The 1,051-nt window shown below is 35.7% G+C and carries 1 protein-coding gene; it reads left to right on the top strand.

The genetic code is table 11. The annotated features are described in order from the left end of the window. Positions 1-23: 23 nt before the first annotated feature. Positions 24-1,051 (top strand): elongation factor Tu (gene tuf, locus EGD97_RS12250; RefSeq protein WP_127837562.1); only part of this gene is annotated, 1,028 nt, incomplete at its 3' end.

Raw genomic sequence — 1,051 nt, 5'->3', positions numbered from 1 at the left:
TTGAAATAAAGGAGGAAATAAAAATGTCAAAGGCAAAATTTGAAAGAAGCAAGCCACATGTAAATATTGGAACAATAGGACACGTAGACCATGGTAAGACAACATTAACAGCAGCAATAACAACAGTATTAGCAAACAAAGGATATGCAGAAGCAACAAAATATGACGAAATAGATAAGGCACCAGAAGAAAAAGAAAGAGGAATAACAATAAATACAGCACACGTAGAATATGAAACAGATAACAGACACTATGCACACGTAGACTGTCCAGGACACGCAGACTATGTAAAGAACATGATAACAGGAGCAGCACAAATGGACGGAGCAATATTAGTAGTAAGTGCAGCAGATGGTCCAATGCCACAAACAAGAGAGCATATACTACTAGCATCAAGAGTAGGAGTAGATTACATAGTAGTATTTTTAAATAAAGCAGATATGGTAGACGATCCAGAACTATTAGAATTAGTAGAAATGGAAGTAAGAGAGTTATTAAATGAATACAACTTCCCAGGAGATGAAATCCCAATAATAACAGGAAGTGCATTAAAAGCATTAGAAAATCCAACAGATCCAGAAGCAACAAAATGCATAATGGAATTAATGGATGCAGTAGATAGCTATATACCAACACCAGAAAGAGCAACAGATAAGCCATTCTTAATGCCAGTAGAAGATGTATTCACAATAACAGGAAGAGGAACAGTAGCAACAGGAAGAGTAGAAAGTGGAATACTAAAAGTAGGAGACGAAGTAGAAATAGTAGGATTAAGCGAAGAAAGAAAGAAGACAGTAGTAACAGGAGTAGAAATGTTTAGAAAGCTCTTAGACCAAGCAATGGCAGGAGATAATATAGGAGCATTATTAAGAGGAATACAAAGAACAGATATAGAAAGAGGTCAGGTATTAGCAAAACCAGGCAGTGTAAATCCACACAAAAAATTTGTAGGTCAAGTATACGTACTAAAGAAAGAAGAAGGCGGAAGACATACACCATTTTTTGATGGATATAGACCACAATTTTATTTTAGAACAACAGACGTAACAGG

This window comes from Clostridium prolinivorans, assembly GCF_004011155.1.
Classification (GTDB): Bacteria; Bacillota; Clostridia; order Clostridiales; family Clostridiaceae; genus Clostridium_AT; species Clostridium_AT prolinivorans.
Note: the sequence above shows the minus strand (reverse complement) of the source record. Positions and strands in the feature narration are given on the sequence as shown.